Source organism: Streptomyces sp. NPDC002055 (assembly GCF_040296705.1).
Lineage (GTDB): Bacteria > Actinomycetota > Actinomycetes > Streptomycetales > Streptomycetaceae > Streptomyces.
In genome coordinates this window covers 128,850-151,576 of sequence record NZ_JBEOXS010000005.1, presented here as the reverse complement: position 1 = coordinate 151,576, position 22,727 = coordinate 128,850, and the positions used below count along the sequence as shown (strand labels likewise).

Below are 22,727 nucleotides of genomic sequence, written 5' to 3'. Positions count from 1 at the left end.
CACAGCACCGGGCCGCACAGCACCACGCCCCGGAGCACCAGGTCCGCAGAGCCCCCGGGCCGCACAGCACCAGGCACCACGGCACCGGACACACGGCGCTGGACCCATGGCACCAGACCCACTGCACCGCCCACACGGCACCAGACCCACGCACCGCCCACACGGCACCGGGTCCACTGCACCAGCGGAGAGGGAACGCAGCACGATGCAGATCCTGCTCACCACACCCGACCCCGAGGTCGCGGCCTCCGACTACCTGAGGCCGGGGAACATCGTCCACGCCCCGGCCCTCCACGACGCCCCGCCCGGTGACCTGCTCGACGCGCTCCGGCGTTACGGGGCCACCGGCCTGGTCGCGGCCCGACGGCCGGAGAGCGAGGTGCTGCGGCAGTGGTCCGGGCACCACCCGGGCGGAGTGTTCGTCGGCTATGCGGCCGGCCGGCCGCCCCGAACGGCCCACCCCGGCGTCTGCGAACACCGGCAGCCGGGCGCGGGCCTGGAATCCGTCGGTGCGTTACTGCGGCGCTGCGAGCAGTGGTTCACCCTGCGGCGGCCGCCCGGCCCCGCCGGGGACCCACCGGACGGGGCGCGCCGCGACGTGGTCGTGATCGGCGCCGGCATCGTCGACCTGATCACCGCACTCCACCTGTCGGAGAGCGGCTACGCGGTGACGGTCCTCGACCGGTCACCCGAGCCCGGCAGCGCGGACTGGCACCGCTACGGCTGCACCTTCGCGGGCGACGACGCCCGGATGTTCACGCTCACCGAGATGGACTGCTACACCAACCGGGACCCCTGGCTGAACAGCCCGGACCACTTCCGCACCCCGGTCGAGAAGCTCGGCTGGCTCGCCTCGGACCGGCCGCATCCGACGCCGGAGGAAGAGAAGTGGATCGACGAGTTCGAGCGGATCCCGTCCTGGCTCACCCGCGCCTACACCGAGGACGTCTTCGCCCTGAACGCCGATGCCGGGGACCGCTGGCGTTCCTTACGGCAGCGGCACTCCGCCCTGTTCGAGGACGTGGTGCTCGCCGACGACATCCTGCGCGTCTACAGCGACCCCCTGCACCTCGGCGCGGCCCTGGCGCGCCATCGCGGCATCGGCGCGGTGCTCCGGGAGTTCACGCCCGAGGACCTCGCGCGGGACGTCCCGGCGCTGGGGCGCGCCCTGCGGGAGGGAGCGCTGAGCGGCGGCTTCCTCGTCCCCGGGTTCACCCTCAACGTCCACAAGTTCTCCCGCCGCATCATCGACCACCTCGTGCGCCGCGGCGTCTCCTTCCACTGGAACACGCCCGTCACCGGAGTGCGCCGGGACGCCGGGGGACAGGTCACGGGCTTCGACTGCCCGCTGCCCCTCCCCGCCGGCGCCCATGTGGTGGCCTCACCCGGAGCGCACGGGCAGCGCCTCCTCGACGGCTCCCCCTGCCAGGGCAGGATCCACGGTGTCCTCGGGGGCTGGCTGCGGATCAGCAACGCCGGGACGGGCCTGCGGACGTCGCTCAAGGTGGCGCGCAGGGGGCATGTCACCGAGGACGCGAACGTCACGGTGGCCCGCGACGCCGACGGCCGGGAGATCCTGGTCGTCGGCTCCGGTTACGGGTACGTCGGCAGCGACCCCGGCGCGGTGGACGGCCGGCAGCTCGACGCCGTGCGGCGCGGCATCCTCGACACCGTCCGGCGGATCCTCCCCGGCAGCGCGCTTCCCGCCCTCTCGTCGGACCCGGCGGAGAACTACGACTTCAAGTTCTGCGTCCGGCCGTGGACCTCCACATCACTGGGGCTGCACCACACCGAACGGACCGCGGGCGGCGGCCTCTTCGTCATCACCGGCGGGCACAACACCGGTGGCTTCGCCCAGGCGCCCGCCGTCGCCGGCGCCGTCCTCGCCTCGCTCCGCGGAGAGCCCCACCCCATGCACCGGCTCTACCGGCCGGACCGGTTCACCGCGTTCGCCGACACCACGACCGAGCCGGCCGCGGGAACCGCGCGGCAGCCCGTCACCTCGGCCACCTGAGCACAACCGCACCAGCCGCGCACCGTTGGGGAGAGACATGACCGGGGACCAGCCGGGACCGCAGCACACCGAGACGCCACCGCGGGCGGCGTCTCCCCTGGAACCCGAGGACTGGGAGGAGTTCAGAGCCCTCGGGAAGCAGATCATCGACGATGTCGTCGACCACTTCGCCGGGATCCGCGAACGGCCCGTGTGGCAGCCGGTGCCCGACGAGGTGCGTACCGCACTCAGTGCCGGACTGCCCACCGGGCCCCTGCCCATGACCGCGGTCTACGAGGAGTTCCGTTCGCTGATCCTGCCGTATCCGCGCGGCAACACCCACCCGCGCTTCTGGGGCTGGGTGAACGGTTCGGGCCTGCCCGTCGCCGCCTACGCCGACCTCCTCGCATCCGCCATGAACGCCACCCTGGGCGCCGGCGAGAACGCCGCGATGCTGGTCGAGGAACAGGTCGTCACCTGGCTCCAGCAGGCCTTCGACTGGCCGGAGACCGGCTCGGGACTGCTGACCAGCGGCTGCTCGATGGGCCAGATCATCGCGCTCGCCGCCGCCCGGCAGTCCCGCGCCGCAGAGTGGAACATCCGGCACGCGGGAGCGCGCGAAGCACCCCAACTCACCGTCTACGGCTCCACGGAGACCCACCACTCCTTCGAGAAGGCGGTCGAGCTGCTGGGCATCGGACGGGCCTTCTACCGCACGGTCCCCGTCGGCCCCGACTTCCGGATCGACGTCCCCGCGCTGCGCCGGGCGATCCGCAAGGACCGGGCGGAGGGCCTGCGCCCCGTCTGCCTGGTCGGCAACGTGGGCACCGTCAACACCGGCGCGGTCGACCCGCTCGACGACCTCGTGGACGTCGCGCGGGAGGAGGACCTCTGGCTCCATCTCGACGGCGCCTTCGGGGCGTTCGCCTATCTGCTGCCGGAGCGGCGCCCCCTGCTGGCCGCACTCAACCGGGCGGACTCCCTCGTCTTCGACCTCCACAAGTGGTTCTACCTGCCGTTCGACGTGAGCTGCGTGCTGGTCCGCGAGCCCGGTGCCCTCGAGGACACCTTCAGCTCGCATGCCGACTACATCAGCCGGACACCCAGCGGACCGGCCTCCAACCCGGTGGCGTTCGCGGACCGGGGCATCGAGCAGTCCCGGCGCTTCCGGGCCCTCAAGGTGTGGTTCGCCCTCCGCACGCACGGCCTCGACGGATTCGCCCGGGCCATCGCCGGAAACATCGACCAGATCGGCCACCTCACCCGTCTGGTCGACGCCTCCCCACGGCTCGAGACCGTCTCGCGCAGCCCGCTGAACATCGCCTGCTTCCGGTACGTCCGGCCGGGAGCCGGCCCGGACGAACTGAACGCCCTCAACCAGGAGATCCTCTCGCGCCTGCAACTGCGGGGTCTCGCCGTCCCGTCCCACACCCTGATCGACGGTAAGTTCGTCATCAGAGTCGCCAACACCAACCACCGGACCGTGCGGAGCGACATGGACTTCCTGGTCGACCAGGTCGTCGCCCTCGGCGACGGCCTGCTCAAGGACGGGATGCTCGACGATGGTGCGGGTGAGGGACATTAGGCAGCGCAACTACACCCTGGGGCTGCCGGCGGCGCTAGCGGCAACGGCCCTGTGGGGCTTCACCTTCCTCGGCCCAGCCGCCGTCGCACCGGTCAACATCTACTGCCTGGTGGTGGGCCGGTACGCGGTCTTCGGCGCCCTCTCCGTCGTCGTCCTCGCGATCCACCGGGACAAGCTGCGACAGCTCGGTATGCCGAACGTGCTCCGGGCGATGCACCTGGGCGTCGTCGGCTACATCGGCTTCTATCTGCTCCTGTCGATGTCCGCCGAGGTCGCCGGCGGCGTGCTCGCCTCGACCCTCACCGGTCTGATCCCCGCGATGGTCGCCCTGGTGTCGAACTCCCTGGAGAAGGCACTGGAGTGGCGGCGGCTGGTCCTGTCGATCGTGGTGATGTCCGGCGGCCTGCTGCTGGTGAACGGCGGTGCCGGCGCCCTGGCATCCGGCGACGGGCACGACACACTCGTCGGCACGGCCCTCGGCTTCGCCGCGTGCGTGGCGTGGTCCTACTTCGTCGTCGTCAACGGCCTGCTCCTCCGCAGGGCCCGGACCCCGGTCGACAACACCGTCTGGACCGCGTGCATCGGGTTGGGCGCCTGCTGCGCCTCGGTCTTCCTCATCCCCCTGGCCCGCTCGGCCGGCGGCCCGTCGCCCTTCGCCGACACGGGCACGTTCTGGACCTTCCTGGCCTGGTGCACCGTGCTCGCCGTGCTGGGCTCGTGGTGCGCCACCTGGTTCTGGAACATCGCGACCCGGCATCTGCCGACGACCCTGATGGGTCCGGTCATCGGCATGGAGGCGGTGTTCGGCGCGCTGTTCAACCTGATGTGGGAGGGCCGGCTGCCCACCTTCCACGAACTGTGGGGCGGGCTGCTCGTCATGGCCGGTGTCTTCCTGTGCGCCTATCTCTTCCACCGGGCACGGGTGGCGGCCGCCGGCTGACCCGCCGTCGGCTCATCCGCCCGCGGCCGTGGCCGGGCCCCCTGCCGACAGCGGCAGGGGGCCCGGCGTACGCCCGGTCCGCACCGGGCGTGAGTGCCTCAGCGGCCGCGTTCGGGCCGTACCGGGGCCCGGTCCTCGGCGGACCGGTACACGGAGGACGCATCGTGCACGGCGAGGTACCCGTGGCGCAGCAGCCTCCGGTAGAGACGGTCGTTCGCGACGGCGCGGCCCCGGAGGGTGACATCGCAGCGGGCCACGCCGTAGGTGTCGGTGACCGCCGCGCAGAGTGCCTGCCGTCCGGATGCGGTGCTGAACCTGACGGTCCGTCCGGCGACCGGGGAGCCGCCCGAGGTGGTGAGCGTGGCGGCCAGGTGGCTCACCGACAGCACCGGCGGACGGGCCTGCCACAGGGCCGTGGCCGGCTTCGCGTCGAGCCGGGTGCGGACCGGTGCCGCGGCGGGGACGGTGACCGCCGGGGACGGCGCCGAGCGCAGGCTGGTGGCGCGACCGGCGTTGGTCGCGGTCACCGTGAACGTGTACCGGTGGCCCGGGGTGAGTCCGGTGACGGTGACGGGGGAGCCGGTGCCCCGCGCGGTCCGGCCGCCGGGGCCGGGTGAGGTGACGTCGCGCGCCGTGACGGTGTAGCCGGTGACGGACGGGGAGCCGCTCGGGGTGAACGACACCGTGGCCCGCGCCGCCCCGGGAGTGGCCGTCACCCCGGTCGGCGGAACGGGGGAGGGCGGGATCGCCAGCCCGGCCGGGGACCCCGGAGCGGTGAGGGGCACCGTGGTCTGCCCGCCCCCTCCGGGGGCGACCTTCACCACGCGCTCGTTGCCGAAGTCCGCGATGTAGAGCTGGCCGAACGCGTCCGTGGCGAGCGCCGCCGGCACGTCCAGACCTGTGGTGGGCACCGTGACCTGCGGACCGCCGCCCGCCGGGACCTCCACCACGCGGTCGTTGCCGCTGTCGGCGATGAACAGGTTCCCCGCCGTGTCCAGCGCCAGCCCGGTCGGCTGGTTGAGCCCGTTGGTGGGCACGGTGGTCTGCGGGCCGCCGTCGGCCGGCACCTTCACCACCCGGTCGTTGACGAAGTCGGCCACGAAGAGATTGCCGAGGGTGTCGAGCGCCAGCCCGTACGGGTGCGTGAGCCCGGTGGTGGGGACGACGGTCTGCGGGCCGCCGCCGGCCGGCAGCCTCACCACCCGGTCGTTGAAGCTGTCGGAGACGAAGACGTCCCCGTCCGCGTCGAGCGCCAGGCCGATCGGCCGGTTCAGACCGGTGGCCGGCAGGACGGTCTGCCCGCCACCGCTCCCCGGGACCTTCACCACCCGGTTGTTGCCGGTGTCGGAGACGAGGACGTTCCCGGCGGCGTCCGCCGCCATGCCGGTCGGCCGGGTCAGGCCCGTGGTGGGAACGGTGCTCTGCCCACCGCCGTCCGCCCGCACCTTCAGGACCCGGCCCCCCGCGTAGTCGGAGACGTACAGCGGCGCGCTGCCCGGCACGGGTGCGGGCGGCGCGGCGGCGGCCGGCGGCGCGGTCACCAGACCCGTCGCGCACAGCAGCGCCGTCCCGGCCGCCGCCGTCGCCCGGCGCCGCCAGGTCCGGTGACCACCCATCAGAAAATCCCCGGCGTACGGACGCTGCCCGCGGCCGGCGGGGACCGGCGTGTCATGGGGACCGGGCACTGCAGTGCGTCGCATGACACACCCACCTCTCCTGGACGGTCGGACAGCCGCCGACCTTAGAAGCCGGTCCACGGAGGGACTGCTGCGCCACGCCCCCGGTGCGGGGCATCCACTCCAACGGCCGGAGGCTGCCCACGCGGCGGCGGTCCGCCGCCCGGGTGCCTCCGGCCGTCGTGGACGAGGCGCGGGGCGGGCCGGCGACCGGCGTCGGAGCCGATCGCCCCGCCCCGCGCTGCCGCCGCCGTCCCGCCCGGGAGCGGGGCAGCGGCGGCAGCCGTGCATCAGCTGCCGGAGGCGACGTCCTGCTGGTCGGGCACGACACTGCCGTCCTGCCGCAGCACCGGGCCCATCGAACCGTCCGGGTTGTTGTAGCCGGCGGTGGAGCACGGGTAGGGCGTCTTCTTGCGGGGCATCGGCTCGATGAACATCGGGTTCACCAGCCACCGGCCGTCCGCGTCGTCGTAACCGCGGCACATGAACTCGTCCTTGTTGCGGTTCAGCACGAGGTGCGCGCCGGTGGCGTCGCCGACGAACGTCACATCGGTGTTCGCGTCGCCGCCGCCCACCACGATGCGGTGCGCAGCGTCCTGCCGCTTCCAGGCCGCCGCACCCTTGATGCCGAAGATCTCCTGGTTGATCATGCAGCGCTTGCCGTCGATGTACGGGATGGCCTCGCCCTGCCCGGCCGGCACATCGCCGCACCCCTGCGTCCCGGTGGTGATCCGGCCCTTGCGGAGCACACTGCGGATGGCGATCGTGTGGTCCCGGTCGATGCCCACACCGCCCGCCCAGGCGTCGGTGATCGGCTCGGCGCCCGCGGAGACGATGTAGACGTCGAACCCGGCCTTCCGAAGGGTGCGGATCAGGTCCTTCTGCTGCGGGTAGTAGCGCAGGTAGCCGGGGATGGTGTGGGTGCCCACGGTGCGCTTGCTCCCCACGGGGGCGGCCAGGAACTCGGCGCGCGCCTGCCGGGCGAACGAGGTGAGCCGGTCGGGGGTGTGCCCGGCGAACAGCTGCGGCACCCAGGCGTACTCCGGCACCGTCCGGCGGTGGTTCCAGCGGCCGGCGAAGGCCTCCTCCCCGTCCATGGTCTTCGCGGTGCTGCGGATCTCGAAGATCTCGTCGGCGCACCGGGTGTCGGTGGAGGTGCGCAGGGGTGCGCCCACCGGGACGGAGGTGCCGCAGGCCTCGGTGAGGGCGCGGTCGGCGGCCGGGGTGAGCCACTTGCTGGTGGCGCTCCAGCTCTTGGGCCGCAGGATCTTGTCGTGCTGCAGGGCCCAGGCGAGCGTGGCGTCCGTGGTGTCGTTCTTGACGACGGTGTTGTCCCAGTCGAAGGCGGCCACCGGACGGCCGTCCGGGCCCGGCTTCCCGCACCGGCCGCGCTCGTCGATGACCTGCTGCAGCCGGGCGCGGTTGTCGCCGTACCAGGTGAGGTCCCGGGACAGCTGCGGACACGGGGCCGAAGAGGTGACCGAGGCCCCGGCGGGGGCGGCGGAGTCGGCCGTGGCGGGAACGACGGCGACGACCGTGGCTGCGGCGGCGAGGCTCAGGGCAGCCGGTATGGACATGTTGCGCATGGACACTCCGGTGATGACGGTGGGAGGCACACCGTACCCGGGGCCGGGCCGCGCCGCGCGGCAAGTATGCACCGAGGAATGCGGCCACGGCCAGGGGCTTTGTGCCCGGCACGGGACACACCGTCCGGCCCCGCGGGCACCGGCCGGACGGTGTGTCGGGTGCGGTCCGGAGCGCGCGGCAGCGGTGCGCGCAGCACCGGCGTTCGCACGCGGGGCGGCCCGGGCGGACCTCCCGGATTCCCGGTTCCCCGCCGGAACCCGCGTCCCGCCGTGGCAGGCGTCAGCGGGCGTCCACGCGGACGGCTCCCGTACCGGCCGGGAGGTCCTTCCCGGGACTCCCGGGAGCGGAAGTCGCCATCCCGGCCAGCGCGGTGACGATGCTCCGGGTCCAGGAGAGCCGGCACTCCTCGCGGCGGCCGGGGTCGTCGCAGGCCGGATATCCGAACCCGCCGTCCGGATGCTGCTGGGCGAGCAGGAAGCCGGCCAGGTCGCGGGTGAGGCGGTGCCCGGCATGGCCGGCCCGGACCAGTTCGCGCAGCAGATGAGCCGCCTTCCCCAGGTGGTACGTCCGCCGGGCGTCCAGCAGCTCCGCGACGCACGCCTCCGGGGTACGGCCCGCCGCAGCGGCCGCGCCCCCGGTCAGCTTCGCCGCGCGCCGCACGTCGATGAGGCCCAGACCGGCGAGGCGGCGGACGTTCTCCGCCGCGTCCGCGGGCACCGCGTCCAGCGAGCCGATGACCGCGGCGGTCGCCCCGAGGAACCGCTCCAGGGACGGACAGGCCGCTCCGGACGCGCGCAGCGCGACGGCGAACTCCCCGGCCACCTCCATGCCCTGCTCCTGCCACACCTCCGGTCCGGCGTCGGCGAGCCGGTCCGCGAAGTGGCGCAGGGCCGGTACGGCGAGCTCCGGCTCCCCGAGGGCGGACGCCCCGCACGCCGCCGCGGCCACCGCCGGAAGCCCGGTGCGCACGGGATGGCGCACTCCGTTCCCGGCCAGCCACGCGACCGCTCGCCGGAGGGGCCCGGCCGGCTCGGTCCCCGCAGGGGGAGCCGGCGGCGGGGGAGTGTCGGTGATGTCGGGGCTGCGGTCCAGCAGGCCGGCCAGGGCGGCGACGATCGTGGTGTGGTAACCGTCCGCCCAGCGCCGGTACTCCGGGTCGCTGTCGGCGAAGTGCGGGTGCACGATGCCGCTCGGCCCGTTCACCCGTCCGTCCGGCTCCTGAACGGCGGCCAGGAACTGCCGGGCCTCGTCCGCGGCCGGTGACTCCTTGACGCCGAGGCACAGCAGACAGCAGAGGAGTTCGCCGACCAGATCGGCGTTCCGCCGGGCGCGGCAGACGACCAGGAGGGCATCGAGGAGCTCCACGGCCTCCCCGGGGGCGAAGCCGCGCGGCCAGCGGGGGCGCCGCAGTCCGAAGTCCGTGACATAGAAAACCGTATGGGTGACCGCGTAGATGTCGCGGTCGGTCAGCTTGAGGACATTCGGACGGTTGCAGAGCAGGGAGAACGGCAGCACGTCGTCCATGGCGGGCAGGGTGTGCTCGATTCCGCAGACCTCGAGCGTGTGCAGCAGGTCCAGTTGGCGATAGGGGATCCGCTCGAAAGCGGTGGCGTACCCGCCCGCCGCGGCCTGTTCCACGAGATGCCGGAAATCCGGGTCCTCGAATCCGCAGAGGCGCAGCGCGGCATAGGTTCCGGCGTAGAGCAGCAGTGCGTCCTCGTCGCGGGCGATGAGTTCGCGATAGGACGGCCGGGCCGCGATGTGCCGGATCTGTTCCAGCAGCGACGCGTAATCGTTCTCCAGCGGGGACGGAACGAGCCGTGCCCGCAGTCCGACCAGGAACGCCGTCTCGATCAGCGCCTTGCGGACGAAGAGCACCTCGTCGGGGCCGACGTCCCCGGGGTCGATCAGGGTGCGGCGCGCAGCGAGCCAGGCGACCGCCCGTTCCTCCACTGCGCGCCCCGACGACGATCGGCGGCCGGGCCGGTCATGGTCCATGGAATGTCTCCCGCCGATCATCGACTTACCGGTGAATTCAGTTGGCTGCGCCGGCTTCGGCCGACTCGGCGACCTCATTGGCGACGACGAGGACGTACCGCTCCCAGGCAAGGACATATCCTGCGACGTCCTCGAGCTGGCTGACCTGGCCGACTATGCGCTCCAGCGGAACGGTGAGATCGACGAGGCCACTGGTTCTGACGAAGTCCAACGCCTTACGGGCGTCGACGGGCGGGGGGCACGGTGTGGACATGGTGTTTCTCCTGTGGGTGGTCCGACAGTTGTCGCGAATATCGCCACCCCGCATGGTCAAGTAACCAATTTCCCTTTTCCATGCGCCAGTTCGAAGTGCCGCAGCCCTTTTGCCACGGTGAATCGCCGGAGTCAAACCACTCGGACGGGGGACGCATTGGTCCCGCTTTCGAGCCGCTCCCCAATCTACTGTCGAGGCGCTCCGCGGCCCGTCGGGAGTGGGACTTCCGGGGCAGGCGGGACGGGCGGGGCGAGGTCCGGAGGTGGCCCCGGTCCCGTCGGCGGTGAGCCGGCACAGTCGTTCGCTCGTCGCCGCCCCGCCCCGCCCCGCCCCGCTGCGCCGGCCGGGGCGTCGGCCGCCCCGGCCGGGCTCCGTGTCACGACGGGTTGGGCGGTCCGGGCGGGAACGGGATCTCGGCCAGCACCGGGATGAGTGACTCCTCCTCGTAGTCGAGGTGGGCGGTCAGTTCTTCGGACATCCGCTCCAGTTCGCTGCGGAACCGGTGGGGATCGGCGGTGCCGATGCTCCCCAGCAGGCCGACGAGTTCGTCCTTGATGCGGCCGACGGTCCGGTGTTCGGTGCGCAGCCGGTCGAGAGCCGCACGCAGATGAGGATGATGGGCGTCGAGGGAAGGAAAGACATGGTCGTCCTCGCTGGTGTGATGGAACGTCAGGGCCTGGCAGAAGGCGAGACAGTGCTGCCGGATCTGCAGTCCCAGGCCCGGCGCGGGCGGCGCACCGGAACCCTCCGCCGCTGTGGCCGGGCGTGCGGCGAAGTGGGCGTCCGCCTCGGCGCGCACCTGCTGCAGCTGTGCGCGCAGCCAGGTGTGGACCTCGATCAGCTTGTCCGCCAGATTGGTGATCTCGCGGGGCGCCTCGTCCGGGCCCGGCTCGGAGCGCTCCAGCATCACGACCGGCAGGGTCCGCGCGGTGCGGGCCTGGTAGTCGGCGAATCCGGGCGCCGCGTCCACCACCTGGGCGAACAGCCGGTCCCTATGTGCGCCCTCGGCGGGCACGGCGACGGCCGAGAACTCCTCGGTGCCGGACTCCACTTGGACCAGCGGGTGGGCGAGCAGGTTGTGATACCAGTCCGGATGGCGTGGCGCACCGGCGGCGGACGCCACGACGAGCAGCCGGTCGCCGTCGCGGAAGCAGGCGAGCGGGGTGGTGTGCTCCTTCCCCGACGTGGTGCCGGTGGTGGTCAGCAGCAGGAGGTCGCTGCCTTCGAAGGGACCACCGACCTTTCCTCCCCGGGCTCGGAACTCCTCGATCACCGATCGATTGAAGGGCGGGGTCATACGGTGTGGGGTCTCCCAACAGGATGAAGTGGACCCGCGACGGGCGCGCGGGAACGGAGATGGCGCGGGGCGCAGGCAGCACGCCGGGACGCACGACCCCTCATCCGGAGGCGGAAACCCGTGGCTCACACCGAGCGGGGAACGGACGCCGTGACGGCTCCACGAGGGAGGCGAGGTCGGACGGCTCGGTGCGTGAGGTCACGCCGCGACGGCGCGGCCTCGCGGAGGACGAGGGACGAACGCGGACGTGGCTGCGTCGGACGCGGAAGGCGTCGGATGCTGCTACGTCAGACGCGGAAAACGGAGTGTGTACTCACGGCATCGTCCCTCTGTGACAGTGCTCGCCCGGCTGCCGACCTGCCCACTGCTCTCCGGTCGGCGCCACGTGGCACGCGGACCATTAGAGCCAGCCGGTGGCGGCATGTCAACGCGGAATCCGGGCCGGGCGGCCCGGTGTTCCCCGTGCGGCCCGGAACGGCCACCACGAAGCCCATCGCTGTGAACGGAAGCGGAGTCGCCGCGAGGTGTGGACGGGACCGGGCGGGCTGCGCCGACGCAGGGCCCCGGTGGCGGTCGCCCCGGCGGCGGTGACCGCCGCCAGGGCCCGCGGATTCGTGCGGTTCAGAGCTCCCGGGCGGGTTCCGGGTCCGGCCGGAGCTGCTTCTCCAGCAGGGTGACGTCGTAGACGCCGCCCAGCCCGCCGTCCTTCGGCCGACGGGCGTCCACGACGGTGTAGCCCGCCGCCTCGTAGTACGTCCGGAGCCGGGGGTTGGAGGCCAGGCAGTCCAGCCGGCACACCTCGCGGCCGGTGGCGGCGATACGGCGCTCGGCCGCGGCCAGCATCCGGCGCCCGGTGCCCGGCGAAGCCACCCGGCGGTCGGTCATCAACCGGTGCACATAGCCGGCGTTCGGCGGCCGGTGGCCCCAGGCCGCCCGGTCCTCCCACCACAGCTCCCAGGCCCCGGCGACGGGTCCGTCGGGAGCGAGGGTGGCGATCCACACCTCGCCGTCCTCGAGCCGGGCCCGGAAGTGCTCCTCGCCGAGTTCCCCGGGCTTCCACTGGTCGATGCCTTGGGCGGCCTGCCACTCGGCCGCCGCGTCCCGGAGGCGGACGAGCTCGCTCAGATCCCGTTCATCGGCACGCCGGAAGGAGAGTTCCGTGTCCGGTGCCGGTTCGAGCAGCTTCCGGCGCAACGCGGAGACGACCCGGGCGCCGTCCGGCCCGAGCACCTGACTGCTGTAGTTGCGCACCGAACCGTGCCGCTGCGCCAGGGCGGACAGGAACAGGCTCATCACCTCGCCCGGTGCCCGGCCGTATCCGGGCCAGGCCGGTACCCCGCCCCCGTGGTCGGTCCGCCAGTCGGCGAGAAGCCGCTCCGTGGCGAGCCCGGTCAGGGCGAAGTCCGCGACGATGTCGGCTTCGGAGACCCCCAGCAGGTCCAGGACAACGGCGGAGAGCAGACCGGTGCGGTCCTTCCCCGACGTGCAGTGGAATACCACGGGGCCGTCCTCGGCGGCGATCACCTCGAGGGCCCGCCGCAGTTCCCGGACGCCGTCCTCGGCGACTTCCATGTACCGCTCGGCGAGGAACGGCCCGGTCTCCACCTCCGGGCCGAGGCCCGCCTGATCGTAGGGGCGGTGCTCGATGCCGAGGTGGTGGTAGGCGAAGGACGGATGCTCCGGAATGCGGCCCTTGGCCTCGATCTCCCAAGGATGGCGCAGGTCGATGACCGTGCGGATCCCCAGGGCCAGGAACCGTTCCCAGTCATCGCCCCGGAGTTTGCCCAGTGAGTCGGAACGGAACATCCGTCCCCGGCGCACCGTCCGGCCGTCGTCGGTCGCATAGCCGCCGAGATCACGGAAGTTGTGCAGTCGATCGAAAGGCAAAGGTATGTTTTTGTCCACGGATCAACACTCTATGTCCGGCCGACACTGTCTGCTCCGCCAGGCCTGGAGCACCAGGGTTCCCTCGTGAGGATGGTGTACATCGCGGAGCTCCTGGACCCGGCCGCCGACTCGGCGGGATGCGGGGGAGTGCGCAGGGAGAGGTGACGGGGCTGCCCCGCCCGTCCAGTCGGCCTGGTCGTCGGAACTCTCTTCGGCGCGTAGGGCTCCCTGGGACGGCGGTGGGGCGGGAGCGTCGGCGTCGGCTGAGGGGTCCTACCGCGTGACGGTGAGGTCCACGTGCGCCGTCACCGCGTCTCCCTGGCGCCGTGGTGCGATGCCGATGCGGGTGATGAGGCGGTGGACGGCGGTGTTGTCGGGCGTGGTGTGCACGATCAGCGCTGCGGACCCGTCGGCGCGGGCCCGGCGGACGAGCAGGTCGAGGACCGCGCCGCCGATGCCCTGACCGCGGTGGGACCGGCCGATCCAGAGTCCCGCTTCGACGGTTGCCGGTGTGTCCGCGACCGGGCAGAGCCGCGCCGCCCCCACCACGGTCCGGTCCACGAGGACGGCGAAGGTCCTCTCCACCGGATCGGCCGCCAACGACCTCGACCGGTGGAAGCGTTCGAAGGCCTGACGGCGGGCGGCGGTCCACCCCGGTGGCCCGGGCAGCGGTGGCATCACCTCACCGGGATCCGCGTCCGCCACCGCGGTGCGGAGCAGTTCCTCGAGGAGCGCGTGGTCCAGGAGGCGGAGGGTCACGTCGGAGCGCATGAGCCCACCTTGTCATGGTGGGGCTTCCCGTACCGGAGCGCGGCGAGGCCGAATGCCAGGCCACCGAGAGCGAACCACGGATTCCACAACGCCAGCGACCACGCCCGCTGTTCCGGGGAGACGGAGACGACATCCCCGGATGTGTCCGCGAGGAGCAGCACCTCGATGCCGATGCCGCGCGTCAGCAGCAGGATGCCGATTCCCCAGCCCGCCGAGCCGATGAGCAGTCCCGGAACGCCGCCTGGCCGGGGGCGGGTGAGGAGCCAGGCCGGCAGCGTGGCCGCGAGGCAGAGCAGTCCCACGCCCCACAGGCCGAACACCACGAACCACTGCGGGCGTTCGGCGGCCAGTGCCTCGCCTGCCGACACGCTGAGGCCGCGGTCGCCGCCGAGGGCCCAGTAGAAGTGCAAAGCGGCGAATGCCACCGCCCAGAGCGAGGCCGCCCGGCCGTACACCGCCGTCGGCTTGCTGCCCGTCTCCATCTCTCCCCCGCCCCGCGAAGTCCGTCCTCGCTGCCACCACGACACCGTAGCCGCTCCCGGCTCCGCCTCGGCGGTCCGCTCGCCGAGGGTGCCCCTTCGGTGAGCGCGCCGGACAACGCGGCCGGCCGGGCACCGGCGGTGCGGGCCACGGCCCTTGAACAGCCGGGGTCCGATTCATGAGGGTGTGCCGGTGCCGGGAGCGCGTACCGTGCCCGTATGCCCGAGCTCCAGTTGCTCCGCCTCGACCACGCAACGGCCCTGCTCGCCTTCGAGCGGGAGAACCGTGCGTACTTCGCCGCCTCCGTACCGGACCGCGGTGACGACTACTTCGCGCACTTCGACGCCCGGCACCGCGGGCTCCTCGCCGAGCAGGCCGAGGGTCGGTGTCTCTTCCATGTCCTGGTGGGTGATGCCGGCGAGATCGTGGGGCGGGTCAACCTCGTGGACGTGGCGGACGGTTCCGCCGAGCTCGGGTACCGGATCTCGGAGAAGGCCGCCCGCCGGGGCCTGGCCACGGCAGCGGTCCGGCAGATCTGCGGACTCGGCGCCACGGAGTACGGCCTGAGCACACTGAGGGCCGCTGTGACGCTCGACAATGCGGCGTCGCACGCGGTACTGATCCGTACCGGCTTCCGGGCTGTCGGCGAGACCGTCCTCGACGGCCGCCCGGCGACCTCCTATGTGCGGTACCTGAGCGGAGGGTGTGCGGAGGCCGAGGGCAGCTGAATCGGCAGTGCGGATGAGCCGATGTCGAAGCCGAAGCCGAAGCCAAAGCCGAAGCCGAAGCCGAAGCCAAAGCCGAAGCCGATGTCGAAGCCGGTCCCGGGCCGCGGATGAGTGTGTTGTCGGTAGAAGCGAATCCGCGGAAGCAGAAGGGTTCGGACCCGCCCTGACCCTGTGTGCGGACCGGAAGCACGCGCAGGGATATATGATGGATAATCTATCCAAATCGGCGTGTTGCTCAGAAAACGGGCATAGCCGTCATAGCGTCTCCCTCGCCAAGGACTCGATCAATCGCGGATCGTGTCGACTCGCATGAAGGTGGAGATGTGATGCGCAAGCTTCGCAAGGCTGCTCTTGTGGCCGCCATGGTCGGTAGCGTCAGCATGCTCGGGGGGACCGTTGCCTCGGCCCACGACGCCCACAAGTCCCACAAGCACCGGGACGCCGACGTCGTCGACGTGAACTACTGCAACCAGCGCTCGGAGAACCACAACGAGACGTCGCAGAACGGTCTCGTCAACCTCTCGAACACGCCCATCACGCTGCTCGGCTCCGGTCCTTCGGAGGCGACGGCGACTCAGCAGATCTGCGGCGACAAGAACTGGCGTAACGACATCGAGGCCGACACGGACTCGGGTGACGCCGACGGTGAGCTGAACCTGGGGCTCCCGCTCTGAGACCCGCACCGCTCTGAGGGAACAGTCCCCGACCTGGGCAACCGGCCCGGGTCGGGGACTGTTCCTGTTGTCGTCGCCGACTGTGACGCGCGGGTGCGGGTCAATGGGGCCGGCTGTGACGCGGTGCGGGTCAGCCGCTCCGGCTGTCGGGGACGCGCCGGAGCCGACTACCGCCCGGGGCGCCGCGCAGTACCAGTGCGACCACCACCGCGCCGACGGCGAGCGCCACAGCGCTGCACCCGAAGGCGGTGCGGTAGCCGCGCAGGGCCGCCGCCGGGCCGCCGCCCGCGGCCGTGACCACGGTGGCCAGCACCGCGGAACCCAGGGCTCCGGCGATTTCGATGACCGCATTGAACACGGCGCCCGCCACCCCGGCGTCCCGGTCCCCGACTTGGTCCAGTGCCGTGGCCGACCCCGCCGCGAACATCGGTCCCACACCCGCGGACAGCACCAGCAGACCCGGCAGCACATGAGCGCCGTAGTCGCCGCCGCCACTGACCCGGCTCAGCAGCAGCACACCGGCGGCCGCGGTGACCAGACCACCCGCCATCAGGGGGAGCGGCCCGGTACGCGGCAGCAGCCGCCCGCCCGTTGAGGCCGCCGCGGCCATTCCGGCCGAGAACGGCAGGAAGGCCAGACCCGAGGCCAGCGCCGACATCCCGAGGCCGCGCTGCAGGTAGTAGCTCAGCAGGAGGAAGATGCCGGTGACGGCGAGCCCCCCGAGCCCCACCGCGAGCAGTCCGGCGGCCCTTCCGCGGTGGGCGACGACGTGCAGGGGCAACAGCGGGTGCTCGCCCCGCCGTTGCAGCAGCAGGAACACCCCGAGCAGGGCCGGCGCCGCGATGAAGGCGCCCAGTGCCTCCGGCGAGCCCCAGCCGTGCTGTTCGGCGGCCGTGAACCCGTACACGGGGGCGCCCAGGCCCAGTACGGCGGTCAGCGCGCTCGGCAGACCGGGGAGCCGGACGTCGTCCGCCCGGCTCTCGTCGAGGACCCGCGGCGCCGCCGCTGCCGCGAGCAGGGTGAACGGCACCGCGATGAACATGCACCAGCGCCACGACGCGAACTGCGTCAGGACGCCGCCCGAGAGCAGGCCGATCGCGGAACCCGCGCCGGTGACCGCGCCGTAGACGCCGAACACCGCCGCACGCTCGGCCGGGTCGGTGAACGTGACGGTCAGCAGCGACAGCGCGGCCGGTACCAGCAGGGCCGCGAAGGCCCCTTGGCCGGCCCGCATCGCGAAGAACATGGGCCCGTTCACCGCCAGTCCGCCCAGGGCGGAACAGCCGGCGAACCCGCAGAGGCCCAGCACGAGCGCCCGTCGGCGTCCGGTGCAGTCGGCGATCCGGCCGCCGGGCAGCAGCAGGGAGCCGAAGGCCAGCATGTAGCCGGTCACGCCCCAGGAGCGGGCGGATTCGGAGATGTGCAGTGCGCGCTGCACCGAGGGCAGCGCGATGTTGGTGATGGAGGCGACCAGCACCACGGTCAGCTGAGCCAGGCAGATGACCGCGGCACCCAGCCTCCGGCGGCCGCGGGCCGCCTCGGGACACGGCGTCGTCAGAGGGGTGAGCATGGACAGGGGGAACCGTTCCGTCTACGGGACGGCCCGCGGGCCGCCCCGGTCTGCAGGGGGGGATGCGAGGAGGACGGACAGCCCCAAAACCCGTGAAGGGAGCGGCGCGCGGAACAGTGGAGCCGTGGCGCGTCAGGCCGGGGCAGCCGTCGTGCGCGGGCGCCTGGTGATCCACACCAGCCCGGCGGGCCGACGGTCCATGGCCCGGGCGACGCGACGGAACGTGGCCATCACGAAGCGGACCGCGCGCCGTGCACGGTCTGCAGCTTCGGACATCAGGAAGGCCACCATCGCCGCCACTGTACGGATTGTGGTCCGGAGCCGCACATCTGATGTGCGGGTTGCGGTACGGGGCCGCCCATCCGACGTCCGCCGGAATCGGGAGGTGACGCCGGGCCGGTCATCCGTCCGCTCCTGTCATGCTGCTGCCTGCCTCTTCCCGTCCGCCCGACGGTCCGCCCCTCCCGGGGACGTCGGCGCCGTCCCCGGGACGAACCGATGGCGTCGCCCCTCGCGACAGCGTGCCCCACCTCCTCCCGACAGAGCGCCCCCACGACTACCGGCGCCGGGCCCTTGGTTAGGGTGCTCCGGCGTCACCGCATCCGGGTGCCGCGCACGAACCGAGGGGGAACCACCGTGGCCAGCCCGCCGCCGCACGGCTCGAACCCGTACGCCCAGCCGCCCCGACCGCAGCCCGGCGCACCGTACCCGCCGCAGCCCGGCGGCTGGGGAACCCCGCCGCACTGGGGTGCACCCGGGTACCCCCAGGGACAGCCGGGGGGACCGGCGTTCGCCGGGCCGCACGCGCACCCTTATGCTCCGCAGCCCGCGCCGTACCCCGGCGGTGCGCCCGGCTGCCGGTTCTGCGGTGCGCAGCCCGCGGTCCAGGCCACCGTGCGCGGTCACCAGGGCATGGTCGTCATCATGCGGTTCCTGAAGACGACGGGGCCGTTCTGCCGGAACTGCGGGCTGGCGACGCTCCGCGACATGTCGGCCAACACCCTGGTCGCGGGGTGGTGGAGCCCGCTCTCCACCATCTTCACGCCGATCACCCTGCTGATGAACTTCCTCGGGCCGCGCTCCGCCCTGGCACGGCTCGCGCCCCCGGCCGGCGGTTTCCGGCCCTCCCTGGACCCCGGCAGGCCTCTGACGCGTCGGCCCCAGGCCCTGCTGTTCCTCGTCCCGATGCTGCTCGTCCTCGTGGCGATCCCCGTGCTGATCGTCATCGGTGCGGTGGCCGGTGACGGGAGCCCGGACGGGGGCGTTGAGCGGGCCGAGACGCTGACCGTCGGCGACTGCGTGCGGAACGAGGGCGACTGGAAGGACCAGGACCTGCGGATCACCGACTGCGGGGCGCCGCAGGCGGAGTACACGGTGAGCCGCAGTCTGGACGAGCAGGGCGAGAAGTGCGCCGACGGCGAGTACTACGCGGACCTCAAGTACGGCAAGGGCGGCACGACGAGCCTCTGTCTCAAGACCCTCTGGTAGCGGGGAGACGGCCCCGGACGGGGCCTTGGGCAGTCGGCCCTCCCCTGAAATGCGGTTCCACCGCCGAACACTCGCCGCCCGTACGGACGTTGCGTGCCTGCCGTGCCTGCCGTGCCTGCCGTGCCTGCCGTGCCTGCCCGGGCTGACCGGGCTGACCGGCGGGGCGGCGACGGCGAGCGGTGACGCACGGCTGCGGGCAGCACCCCGGCCGGGGGCGGCGCGGACCGTTCACCCGGCCGTCGGTGCGGCGAATTGCCCGGCCGCTGCTGCGGCGAACAGGTGATGACGACGGGTCGGTGCAGCGGCGCAGGGGGCAACTGCCCCGCCCCGGTGGAGGATGTCAGCCGGACGCCGGGCCGGTGCCCGGCCCGGACGGCCGACGGCCCCGGGAGCCCGCGGAGACGGAGAGGCCGTATGTACGCAGTACTCGTGACGCTGACGATCGAACCGGTGCTGGCACCGGTGGCCGCCGCCGCGTTGATGGAGGACATCATGCCGAGCGTGCGCTCGGCCCCCGGCTTCATCGCCGGGTACTGGATGGAGCCGGTCGACGGCCGCGGGCTCTCGATGGTGCTGTTCGAGAGCGAGGACGAGGCCCGAGCGGCGACCCCGCCCGCCGTCGACTGGACGGCCCCCGGGGTCACGATCGAGGGCACCGAGGTCCGGCGGGTGGCCGCCACGGCACCCTGAGGCGACCGGTGCGGCCCGTGGTGCGCCCAAGGTGCGCGGAACCGGGTGGCCCCGGTTCCGCGCACCGGGAGGTGCCGCCGGCTCAGACCAGCGCGTTCTTGTAGAAGATGTTGGAGCGCCGGTCGCCCTGGTCGCCGGAGGCGAAGCCGAGGAACAGCCGGGCCTCACCGGAGTCCGTGCGGTAGACGGCCATGCCCTCGGCCTCACGGAAGGACAGCGACTCGCCCGCCTTCGTCAGCACCGGACCCTCCTTGATCCTCCCGGTGTTGAGATCGATGCTCGTGATCTCCGAGTCGACCACGTTGCCGTTGGTGGTGTAGTCCGTGCCCGTCAGGCAGTACAGGTACTGGCCGTACGCCGTGTAGCCCTGGAACTTCGCGGACTTGGTGGGCAGCGCGGGCTGGGGGAAGTTCACCTTCGGGGTGCCGAAGGTACCCGCGGACGCCGCGGCGAGGTCGTAGACGGCGATGCGCTTGGCCCCGTCCTTGTGGTAGCGGGTGACCAGGTTGTTGTGGACCGGGTCGATGGCGCAGGTGTACTCCGTCGCGCCCGCGATCGGGGCGAACTTCCGGATCGCGGTTGAGGTGTTGGACAGCGAGCCGCCCTTCACGAACTTGAAGCGGCCCAGCCGGGTCCCGAAGCCGTTGTCGGCGTCGACCTCGGTCCACAGGTAGCTGTCGGTGCCGCTCGGCTCGACGCCGAAGGCCACGCCGTGCCCGAACCCGGAGAGGTGCATGTACGAGACCTGGTCGCCGGCGAAGTCGAGCTGGGTGACGCAGAGGTTGCCGAGCTTGTCCTGGCCGCTGCCGTTGCGCAACTGGGCCACGAAGAGACGCTTGTTGACCTGGTCGAAGGCGAAGCTCTGCTGCACGGTGTCGTCGTGCAGCGTCTTGCCGCGGAACAGGTCGTAGGACGGCTGCGTCAGATCGAACCGGGCGGAGGCCGGGACGGCGGCGGAGGCCGCGGCGGCGCCGTGGCCGAGTCCGAGGGCGGCGAGGCCGAGGCCGCCGCCGGCGCGGAGCAGACCGCGGCGGCTCAGCGGGGAGCCGGAGTTGCGGGGAGACATGTGTTCCTCCAAGGGGGAGTGCAGTCGAGTGAACGGCAGGTGGCGCCCGGGAGCGGGAAGGGGGCGGGCGCGGTCCGGACCGGATGCGGACGCCGGGGCGCTCCCGCCGCGGGGTGCGGCGGGAGCGCCTTCGGCGGGTGCCGGCCGGTGCTCCGAGGCGGCTACGCCTTGCCCGAGTAGTACGGGGAGCAGTAGGAGTTCAGGCCCTTGACCAGGCACACCCGCAGCCGGACCGTGGATCCCTCGGTCAGATCGCCGGTCTTGTACGGGCTGAGGTACGGGGAGTCGTGGCCCCGGGTGGAGACCGTGCGGTAGCCGCCGCCGGTGTCGAGGATGGCCTCGACGCCCCAGCCGTCCGCCAGCGGGTCGACCGCCTGGATCGCGTCGCCGGGGACGTCCTGCGCGGGAATCGGGTCGGCCTGCCAGTAGGCCATACCGGCGTAGCGGCCGTGGTTGTAGACCACGACGCCGAAGGACTTGCGCGGATCGTCCTGGAACTTGTAGGTGACGCTGGGTTCCGCGGCCTGAGCCGCGGTCGCCCCCGAGAGCGTCCCGCCCATCAGCAGGGCGCCGGCCGCGGCCAGGACGGCCGCCCGGTTTTCGGTCTTCACTTTTCATCCCCCCAGGGATCATCTGTCTGAACCTGATCATCTTTAGTGGCCGAATATCGATGCAACAGCAGGTTTTCGGACGCTTTCTCGGCGATATTCAGTCAGAACCGGACCTCGGGAGGCACTCACCATCCGGCCCCCGGCCCCCGGCCCCCGGCCCCTCGGCATCCGCGGTCGCACCGGGAGTGTCGGGGGTGCGGTCCCTTCACGGGCACGCCTCCACTCGACTCCGAAGGGGGACGCGATCGTCGGTGACTGTGGCTCACCGCCGGGCTCTCCCACCAGATGGCCGAGCACCGGCCGGACGCGTTCGCGGGGGTGCGCCGCCTGTTCACCGGCGGTGACGTGGTCTCCCCGCACCACGTCAACGCGCTGCTGTCCCGCCACCCGGGGCTCACCGTGGTCAACGGCTACGGCCCCACCGAGAACACCACGTTCACCTGCTGTCACCTGCTGCGCGAGCCGCTGCCCGCCGGGAGCGCGACCGTGCCGATCGGCACCCCGGTGGCCGGCACCCGGATCTTCGTGGTCGACCGCGGTGGCCGGCCGGTGCCCCCGGCGTGCCCGGCGAGCTCTGGGCTGCCGGCGACGGCCTCGCGGCGGGCTACCTGGGCCTTCCCGAGCAGACTCGGGAACGTTTCCCCGTCCCCGGCACCGGGCGGCTGACCGGCATCCGCTGCTACCGCACCGGCGACCTGGCCCGTTTCCACGCTGACGGAACGCTGGAGTTCCTCGGCCGTGAGGACGGCCAGGTGAAGATCAACGGCCACCGGGGTCGAACTCGGCGAGGTCGAGCAGGCGGTGCTGGCACAGCCCGGCGTGCGCGGCGCATGCGTCCTGGTGGAGACCGACCCGCTGGGCGGCAAGCGCCTGGCCGCCCATATCGCCGGGGACGACAAGGGACTGGCCAGGGCGGTGCGGGCGGCGTTGCGGGCCGTCCTGCCCGGATATCTGGTGCCGGCCCGCTACATCGTCACCGACAGTCTCCCGTTGACCGCCAACGGAAAGATCGACCGAGCCCGGCTGCGAGCCGGTGAGAGCGAGTCCCGATGAGCACGACCGTGCGGCAGACAGTCGCCGACATCTGGTCCGAGGTGCTGGGCACCGCGATCGACGAGGAGTCCGACTTCTTCCTCCTCGGCGGCCACTCCCTGCTCGCCACCCAGATGGTGGCCAGGCTGGAAACGGCGCTCGGCGTCAAGGTCTCCCTGCGCGAGGTCCTCGACCACGCGGAGTTCGGCGAGTTCGCCGACCTGGTCACCCGGCGCCTCGACACCGCCGCCCAGAGCGCCTAGGAGCCGTCGCACATGTCCGCACCACAACCGCTGCCCACGCTCAGCCTCAGGAGGGCAGACTGCTGATGGACCGGCGCGGCGACCTGGGCTTCCCGTCGATCCGCACCATTCCGCAGGCCTTCCGCGTGCGCGGCCCGC

Annotated in this window: 21 protein-coding genes and 1 pseudogene; 10 read left to right on the top strand and 12 right to left on the bottom strand. The window is 72.4% G+C overall.

Annotated elements, in window-relative coordinates:
- Positions 1 to 205 precede the first annotated feature (205 nt).
- The 3 genes from ABT112_RS04355 to ABT112_RS04345 are packed head-to-tail and all read left to right on the top strand — an operon-like array spanning position 206 to position 4,518.
- Positions 206 to 2,014, top strand: coding sequence for an NAD(P)/FAD-dependent oxidoreductase (locus ABT112_RS04355; RefSeq protein ID WP_351505394.1), 1,809 nt, complete (start codon positions 206 to 208; stop codon positions 2,012 to 2,014).
- 37 nt (positions 2,015 to 2,051) lie between these two features.
- A complete protein-coding gene (locus ABT112_RS04350) occupies positions 2,052 to 3,578 on the top strand; it encodes a pyridoxal phosphate-dependent decarboxylase family protein (protein ID WP_351505392.1) in 1,527 nt (508 codons plus the stop codon).
- A complete protein-coding gene (locus tag ABT112_RS04345) occupies positions 3,565 to 4,518 on the top strand; it encodes a DMT family transporter (RefSeq protein ID WP_351505390.1) in 954 nt (317 codons plus the stop codon). Before ABT112_RS04350 ends, ABT112_RS04345 begins: the two co-directional genes overlap by 14 nt.
- 98 nt (positions 4,519 to 4,616) lie before the next feature.
- Here the strand turns inward: ABT112_RS04345 and ABT112_RS04340 are convergent, their stop codons facing one another.
- The 8 genes from ABT112_RS04340 to ABT112_RS04305 form a co-directional block, all read right to left on the bottom strand.
- Positions 4,617 to 6,218 carry a fibronectin type III domain-containing protein gene (locus ABT112_RS04340; RefSeq protein WP_351505387.1) on the bottom strand — a complete coding sequence of 534 codons (1,602 nt, stop codon included), beginning with the start codon at positions 6,216 to 6,218 and terminating at the stop codon, positions 4,617 to 4,619.
- Between the two features lie 266 nt (positions 6,219 to 6,484).
- Complete coding sequence (locus ABT112_RS04335; RefSeq protein WP_351505385.1) at positions 6,485 to 7,780, bottom strand: haloacid dehalogenase-like hydrolase; 1,296 nt, start codon at positions 7,778 to 7,780, stop codon at positions 6,485 to 6,487.
- 280 nt (positions 7,781 to 8,060) lie between these two features.
- Positions 8,061 to 9,779, bottom strand: a complete 1,719-nt coding sequence (locus ABT112_RS04330; protein ID WP_351505383.1) for a DUF6895 family protein — start codon at positions 9,777 to 9,779, stop codon at positions 8,061 to 8,063.
- A gap of 37 nt (positions 9,780 to 9,816) precedes the next feature.
- On the bottom strand, positions 9,817 to 10,032 hold the full coding sequence (locus tag ABT112_RS04325; protein ID WP_351505381.1) for a hypothetical protein: 216 nt from the start codon (positions 10,030 to 10,032) through the stop codon (positions 9,817 to 9,819).
- A 376-nt stretch (positions 10,033 to 10,408) separates the two neighbouring features.
- On the bottom strand, positions 10,409 to 11,329 hold the full coding sequence (locus tag ABT112_RS04320; RefSeq protein WP_351505379.1) for a nitroreductase/quinone reductase family protein: 921 nt from the start codon (positions 11,327 to 11,329) through the stop codon (positions 10,409 to 10,411).
- Positions 11,330 to 11,950: 621 nt separating this feature from the next.
- Entirely contained in the window at positions 11,951 to 13,216 is a 1,266-nt protein-coding gene (locus ABT112_RS04315) for a GNAT family N-acetyltransferase (protein ID WP_502975238.1), read from the bottom strand.
- A 273-nt stretch (positions 13,217 to 13,489) separates the two neighbouring features.
- Positions 13,490 to 13,987, bottom strand: a complete 498-nt coding sequence (locus ABT112_RS04310; RefSeq protein ID WP_351505375.1) for a GNAT family N-acetyltransferase — start codon at positions 13,985 to 13,987, stop codon at positions 13,490 to 13,492.
- Entirely contained in the window at positions 13,972 to 14,469 is a 498-nt protein-coding gene (locus ABT112_RS04305; protein WP_351505373.1) for a DUF3995 domain-containing protein, read from the bottom strand. Before ABT112_RS04305 ends, ABT112_RS04310 begins: the two co-directional genes overlap by 16 nt.
- A gap of 216 nt (positions 14,470 to 14,685) precedes the next feature.
- Between ABT112_RS04305 and ABT112_RS04300 the strand changes: the two genes are divergently transcribed.
- Entirely contained in the window at positions 14,686 to 15,195 is a 510-nt protein-coding gene (locus ABT112_RS04300) for a GNAT family N-acetyltransferase (protein ID WP_351505371.1), read from the top strand.
- Between the two features lie 326 nt (positions 15,196 to 15,521).
- On the top strand, positions 15,522 to 15,869 hold the full coding sequence (locus tag ABT112_RS04295) for a hypothetical protein (RefSeq protein ID WP_351505369.1): 348 nt from the start codon (positions 15,522 to 15,524) through the stop codon (positions 15,867 to 15,869).
- A 130-nt stretch (positions 15,870 to 15,999) separates the two neighbouring features.
- Here ABT112_RS04295 and ABT112_RS04290 read toward each other — a convergent pair whose 3' ends face one another.
- On the bottom strand, positions 16,000 to 17,439 hold the full coding sequence (locus ABT112_RS04290) for an MFS transporter (RefSeq protein WP_351505367.1): 1,440 nt from the start codon (positions 17,437 to 17,439) through the stop codon (positions 16,000 to 16,002).
- Positions 17,440 to 17,571: 132 nt separating this feature from the next.
- A complete protein-coding gene (locus ABT112_RS04285) occupies positions 17,572 to 17,715 on the bottom strand; it encodes a hypothetical protein (protein WP_351505365.1) in 144 nt (47 codons plus the stop codon).
- 648 nt (positions 17,716 to 18,363) lie between these two features.
- Here ABT112_RS04285 and ABT112_RS04280 point away from each other — a divergent pair.
- Together ABT112_RS04280 and ABT112_RS04275 are read left to right on the top strand one after the other, a co-directional pair.
- The gene (locus ABT112_RS04280; protein WP_351505364.1) at positions 18,364 to 18,927 is read left to right on the top strand and encodes an LppU/SCO3897 family protein; all 564 of its coding nucleotides are present in this window, start codon (positions 18,364 to 18,366) and stop codon (positions 18,925 to 18,927) included.
- A 414-nt stretch (positions 18,928 to 19,341) separates the two neighbouring features.
- Positions 19,342 to 19,617: a hypothetical protein gene (locus ABT112_RS04275; RefSeq protein WP_351505362.1), complete on the top strand. Its 276-nt coding sequence runs from the start codon at positions 19,342 to 19,344 to the stop codon at positions 19,615 to 19,617.
- Positions 19,618 to 19,699: 82 nt separating this feature from the next.
- Here ABT112_RS04275 and ABT112_RS04270 read toward each other — a convergent pair whose 3' ends face one another.
- Both ABT112_RS04270 and ABT112_RS04265 read right to left on the bottom strand, forming a co-directional pair.
- Positions 19,700 to 20,683: a phage baseplate protein gene (locus tag ABT112_RS04270; RefSeq protein WP_351505360.1), complete on the bottom strand. Its 984-nt coding sequence runs from the start codon at positions 20,681 to 20,683 to the stop codon at positions 19,700 to 19,702.
- Positions 20,684 to 20,844: 161 nt separating this feature from the next.
- Positions 20,845 to 21,294, bottom strand: coding sequence for a hypothetical protein (locus ABT112_RS04265; RefSeq protein WP_351505358.1), 450 nt, complete (start codon positions 21,292 to 21,294; stop codon positions 20,845 to 20,847).
- Between the two features lie 285 nt (positions 21,295 to 21,579).
- Between ABT112_RS04265 and ABT112_RS04260 the strand changes: the two genes are divergently transcribed.
- The 3 genes and pseudogenes from ABT112_RS04260 (at position 21,580) to ABT112_RS04250 (ending at position 22,589) form a co-directional block, all read left to right on the top strand.
- Positions 21,580 to 21,960: an AMP-binding protein gene (locus ABT112_RS04260; protein WP_351505356.1), complete on the top strand. Its 381-nt coding sequence runs from the start codon at positions 21,580 to 21,582 to the stop codon at positions 21,958 to 21,960.
- A 132-nt stretch (positions 21,961 to 22,092) separates the two neighbouring features.
- Positions 22,093 to 22,347 (top strand): annotated as a pseudogene (locus tag ABT112_RS04255) (AMP-binding enzyme); the annotation flags it as partial.
- Complete coding sequence (locus ABT112_RS04250) at positions 22,344 to 22,589, top strand: phosphopantetheine-binding protein (RefSeq protein ID WP_351505354.1); 246 nt, start codon at positions 22,344 to 22,346, stop codon at positions 22,587 to 22,589. The pseudogene ABT112_RS04255 and the gene ABT112_RS04250, both read left to right, overlap by 4 nt.
- The last annotated feature ends 138 nt before the right edge of the window (positions 22,590 to 22,727 follow it).